Consider the following 5129-nt stretch of genomic DNA (forward strand, 5'->3'; position numbering starts at 1 on the left):
CCCCCGGCCGCCTGCCCCGGCAACTGCCCTCTGACTCCCTTCGGAATACGGCAGGATGACTGTGTGACCGACCGTGACCCCGTCCTCGATCCCGCGTTGATGCGCAAGCAGTACCGGGCCGAGGGAATCGACGAGACCGAGCTGGCCGACCACCCCATGGAGCAGTTCGCGCGCTGGTTCGCGCAGGCCGCGGTGCAGGGGGTGGTGCAGGGCGCTGTGTACGAGCCGAACGCGATGGTCGTCTCCACGGCGGACGCCGAGGGGCGGCCCAGTTCCCGCACGGTGCTGCTGAAGCAGTACGACGAGCGCGGTTTCGTCTTCTTCACCAACTACGAGTCCCGCAAGGCGCGCGAGCTGGCCGAGAACCCGTACGTCTCCTTGCTCTTCCCGTGGCATCCGGTGGCGCGCCAGGTCGTCGTCTCCGGGACCGCGCGGCGTACGGGGCGGGACGAGACGGCGGCGTACTTCCGTACGCGGCCGCACGGGTCCCAGCTCGGTGCGTGGGCCAGCGCCCAGTCCGCGGTGGTTTCCTCGCGGGCCGAGCTCGACGCCTCGTACGCCGAGCTGGCCGCGCGGTATCCCGAGGGTGAGCAGGTGCCGGTGCCGCCGAACTGGGGCGGGTTCCGGGTCGCGCCCCGGGCGGTCGAGTTCTGGCAGGGGCGGGACAACCGGCTTCACGACCGGTTGCGGTATGTCGTGCGGGAGGACGGGGGCTGGCGGGTGGAGCGGCTCAGCCCCTGAGGGGCAGCGCGCCTTGGACAGCCCTCGCGCCAGGGGGTGCCGCCTGAGCTTTGATGGCGGCTGACGCGCCGTCGTGGCTTGTCGCGCAGTTCCCCGCGCCCCTAAAAGGCCGCTCAGCCCAGTGCCTCGTCCAGGATCTCTGCCCACTGGGTGACCACTCGGTGTCTGCGGGTCGTGTCGTCCGTGAGGAGGTTGGCCAGGCCCAGGCCTCGGGACATGTCCAGGAAGCCCTGGACGGTTTCGCGGACGCCGGGGCGGGACTCGTCGGCGTTCAGCAGTTCCACGGCTATGCGGTGCGTCTCGCGGCCGAACCGGCTCTCCAGCTCGATCACGCGGGGCCGCAGCTGGTCCTCGTTCGAGGCCGCGACCCAGAGGTGGAGGGCGGCGCGGAACAGGGGGCCCGTGTAGAGGTCGACCAGGGCGGTGACGACGGCACGGCGGTCCGCGGCACCCTCGGGGAAGAGGGCGCGCAGGACCGTCGAGCGCTCCTCGCCGACGTACTCGACCGCCGCCGTGAAGAGGTCCTCGCGGGTCGGGAAGTGGTGCTGGGCCGCGCCCCGCGACACCCCGGCGCGTTCGGCGACGACGGAGACCGTCGAGCCCGCCCAGCCGTGTTCGGCCAGGCAGGCCACGGCGGCTTCGAGCAGGCGTTGCCGGGTGGCGCGGCTGCGGTCCTGTTTCGGGACACGCTCCGCCGGAGGTACGCCGTTCACCACACCCATGTCACCGCACCCATGAGGCATCCCGTCGTTCGAGGAAGGCCGTCATCCCCTCGCGGGCCTGCGCCGAGGAGAACAGCCGGGCCGAGAGCGCCGTCAGGTCGGCGGCGTCCCGGTCGAAGATCTCCAGCACCTTAGCTGTGAGCAGCCGTTTCGTCTCTTCCAGCCCTTGCGGCGAGGATCGTCTCAGGCCGTCGAGCACGGGCGCGAGTACGTCGTCGGCGTCCTCGCCCGCCACCGTGACGAGGCCGATCCGGGCGGCCTCGGCCGCGTCGAACCTCTCCCCGGTGAGGTAGTAGCGGGCCAGCGCGCGCGGGTCGAGCCGGGGCAGCAGGGGCAGCGAGATCACGGCGGGCGCGACCCCGATGCGTACCTCGGTGAAGGCGAACGTCGCCTCCTGGGAGGCCACGGCGATGTCGCAGGCACCGAGCAGCCCGAGGCCGCCCGCGCGCACGTGGCCGGTGACGCGGGCGACGACCGGCTTGGGCAGTTCGACGATCTGCCGCAGCAGCGCGACGAGCGCGTCCGGGTGCGGGGGGTCGCGGAGGTCCGCGCCGGCGCTGAAGGTGTTCCCGGTGTGCGTGAGGACGACGGCGCGTACGTCACCGTCCTTGCCGCACTCCGTGAGCGCGTCCGCCAGGTCTCCCACCAGTTGGGCGGAGAGGGCGTTGCGCCGCTCGGGCGCGTCGAGCGTGAGGGTGGCGATCCCGCGCTCGTACGACCGCCGCACCACCGTCATGCGCGCTCCCTCAGTTCCCGCAGTTCCCGTCGCAGGATCTTTCCGGAGGCCGCCCTGGGCACCGCGTCGATGAAGTCGACGTGCCGGACCTTCTTGTACGGGGCGACGCGCGCGGCGACGTAATCCATGACCTCGGCCGCCGTGAGCGCGGTCTCCGTGTGGTCGGCACCCGTGTGGTCGGCCCCCGTGTGGTCCGGCGTGGCCGGCTGGCGTACCACGTACGCGTGCGGCCTCTCGTTGTTGTCGGTGTCGTAGACGCCGATGACGGCGGCGTCCGCGATGCCGGGGTGCGTCAGCAGGAGCGCTTCCAGCTCGGCGGGTGCCACCTGGAAGCCCTTGTACTTGATGAGTTCCTTGACCCGGTCGACGACGTACAGCCAGCCGTCCGCGTCGACGTGGCCGACGTCGCCGGTGGAGAGCCAGCCGTCGTCGTCGATCATCGCGGCGGTCTCGGCGGGCCGCCCCAGGTAGCCCTTCATGACCTGTGGTCCGCGGATGACGATCTCGCCGCGTTCGCCGACGCCGACGTCCTTTCCGGGCTCGTCCAGGGAGACGATGCGCATCTCCGTGCCGGGGATGAGTTTCCCGACGGTGCCCGGGGGCGGGTTCTGCGCGTTCAGAGGGACGATGTGGGTGCCGGGCGAGAGTTCCGTCATGCCGTACGCCTGGCCGACCGGTGGCAGTCCGAGCCTGCGCGAACAGGCTTCGGCCAGTGCGCCGTCCAGGGGCGCCGCCGCGCTGATGACGTACTGCAGGGACGACAGGTCGTAGCCGTCGACGGCCGGGTGCTTGGCGAGGGCGAGCACGATCGGCGGGGCCACGTACAGGGCGGTGATGCGGTACTTCTCGATGGCCGCGAGGCACGTGTCGAGGTCGAAGCGCGGCAGCACGACCACGGTGGCGCCCTGTCTGAGCGGCGCGTTCATGAGGGCCGTCAACCCGTAGATGTGAAAAAACGGCAGGATGGCGAGGATACGGTCGCCGGGGCCCGACGGGATGGTCGGCTCCAGCTGCGCGAGGTTGGTGGCGATGTTCCGGTGGGTGAGCATCACGCCCTTGGGGACGCCGGTCGTCCCGGAGGAGTACGGGAGGGCCGCCACGTCCGTCACGGGGTCGATGTCGATCTGCGGCTCGGGGGCGGTGGAGCCCAGCATGTCGAGCAGTGAGCGGTGTCCGGGCGCCTGGTCGCAGACGAGGATTTCCCGTACGCCACCCGCGAGTTCGGCCGCCGCGCGGGCCGTCTCCAGCAGTGGTGACACGGTGACGATCCACCGGGCGGCGCAGTCCCTCAGCTGCTTGGCGAACTCCTCGGGAGTGGCGAGGGGATGCACTGTGGTGACGGCTGCCCCCGCGCGCGTGGCGGCGTAGAAGGCCGTCGGGAAGGCGATGGTGTTGGGGCTGTGCAGCGCCAGCACGTCGCCCTTGCGGACGCCGAGTTCGGCGAGCGCGGCGGCGACCCGCCGGTGGAACGTGTCGAGTTGGGCGTACGTGAGGGTCGTCCCGTTCACGCCGTCGATCAGTGCGGGGGCGTCACCCCGGGAGGCGGCGCGGCCCAGCACCGCCTCGTGGATGGGTTCTTCGACGGCGGGAACGTCTTCGTACTCGCTGCGGAACACCATGGCGGGCCCTTTCCGGGAGCCGGAGGTCGTACGGGAGTGGGGATCGGGCCTGGGCTCAGTACGACTTGGGCAGGCCCAGGGTCTGGTGCGAGACGTAGTTGAGGATCATCTCCCGGCTGACGGGGGCGATCCGGGCCACCCGGGCCGCGGTGATGAGTGACGCGAGGCCGAACTCGCTGGTCAGGCCGTTGCCGCCGAGAGTGTGCACGGACTGGTCGACGGCCTTCACACAGGCTTCCGCGGCGGCGTACTTGGCCATGTTGGCGGCCTCTCCGGCGCCGATGTCGTCCCCGGAGTCGTACAGGTGGGCCGCCTTCTGCATCATCAGGCGGGCGAGTTCGAGCTCGATGTGCGCCTGCGCCAGGGGGTGCGCGATGGCCTGGTGGGCACCGATGGGTTCGCGCCAGACGGTGCGTTCGCGCGCGTAGGCGACGGCCTTGGAAAGCGCGTAGCGGCCCATGCCGATCGCGAAGGCGGCGGTCATGATGCGTTCGGGGTTGAGCCCCGCGAAGAGTTGCAGCAGGCCCGCGTCCTCGTCGCCGACGAGCGCGTCGGCGGGCAGCCGTACGTCGTCCAGGGTCAGCTCGAACTGCTTCTCCGCGCCGGTCAGCTCCATGTCGATCTGCCGGCGCCCGAAGCCGGGCGCGTCGCGCGGGACGATGAACAGGGCGGGCTTGAGCTTGCCCGTGCGGGCGTCCGCCGTGCGGGCCACGATGAGCGTGGTGTCGGCGATGTCGACGCCGGAGATGAACACCTTGCGGCCCGTGAGGATCCAGCCGTCGTCGCCACCGGTGTCCGCGGGGCGGGCGGTGGTGGTGATGCGGTGGCTGTTGGAGCCGGCGTCGGGTTCGGTGATGCCGAAGGCCATGGTGCGGGTGCCGTCGGCCAGGGCCGGGAGCCACTCCTGCTTCTGTGCCTCCGTGCCGAAGCGAGCGATCACCGTGCCGCAGATGGCCGGCGAGACGACCATCATGAGGAGGGGGCAGCCCGCGGCGCCCAGCTCCTCCAGGACGATGGAGAGCTCGGTGATGCCGCCGCCTCCGCCGCCGTACTCCTCCGGGAGGTTGACGCCCAGGTAGCCGAGCTTGGCGGCTTCCGACCACAGTTCGTCGGGGTGGCCCTTCTCCGCGATGACCTTGGTGAGGTACTCGCGGCCGTAGCGCTTGCCGAGCGCGGCTACGGCGGCGCGGAGCGCTTTGTGTTCTTCGGTTTCCAGGACGGGGGACATGAGGGCTCCTCAGGGTGAGGGGGCTCGTGATGTTCGGAGGGTGCGGGTCGGGTGTGGCTGAGCGCGCAGTTCCCCGCGCCCCT

Annotated in this window: 5 protein-coding genes; 1 reads left to right on the forward strand and 4 read right to left on the reverse strand. The window is 71.2% G+C overall.

The features are described from left to right. Positions 1 to 63: 63 nt before the first annotated feature. On the forward strand, positions 64 to 741 hold the full coding sequence (gene pdxH / locus AOK01_RS16250; protein WP_055512188.1) for a pyridoxamine 5'-phosphate oxidase: 678 nt from the start codon (positions 64 to 66) through the stop codon (positions 739 to 741). 113 nt (positions 742 to 854) lie between these two features. On the opposite strand, the gene AOK01_RS16255 is transcribed toward pdxH, so the two are convergent. The 4 genes from AOK01_RS16255 to AOK01_RS16270 are packed head-to-tail and all read right to left on the reverse strand — an operon-like array spanning position 855 to position 5046. Further along, positions 855 to 1463, reverse strand: a complete 609-nt coding sequence (locus AOK01_RS16255) for a TetR/AcrR family transcriptional regulator (RefSeq protein WP_055512189.1) — start codon at positions 1461 to 1463, stop codon at positions 855 to 857. 1 nt (position 1464) lies between these two features. Continuing rightward, positions 1465 to 2199: an enoyl-CoA hydratase family protein gene (locus AOK01_RS16260; RefSeq protein ID WP_055512191.1), complete on the reverse strand. Its 735-nt coding sequence runs from the start codon at positions 2197 to 2199 to the stop codon at positions 1465 to 1467. Continuing rightward, on the reverse strand, positions 2196 to 3815 hold the full coding sequence (locus AOK01_RS16265) for a 4-coumarate--CoA ligase family protein (RefSeq protein WP_055512194.1): 1620 nt from the start codon (positions 3813 to 3815) through the stop codon (positions 2196 to 2198). Before AOK01_RS16265 ends, AOK01_RS16260 begins: the two co-directional genes overlap by 4 nt. Positions 3816 to 3873: 58 nt before the next feature. After that, positions 3874 to 5046 carry an acyl-CoA dehydrogenase family protein gene (locus AOK01_RS16270; protein ID WP_055512192.1) on the reverse strand — a complete coding sequence of 391 codons (1173 nt, stop codon included), beginning with the start codon at positions 5044 to 5046 and terminating at the stop codon, positions 3874 to 3876. Between the last annotated feature and the right edge of the window lie 83 nt (positions 5047 to 5129).

This window comes from Streptomyces aurantiacus (assembly GCF_001418335.1).
Lineage (GTDB): Bacteria > Actinomycetota > Actinomycetes > Streptomycetales > Streptomycetaceae > Streptomyces > Streptomyces aurantiacus.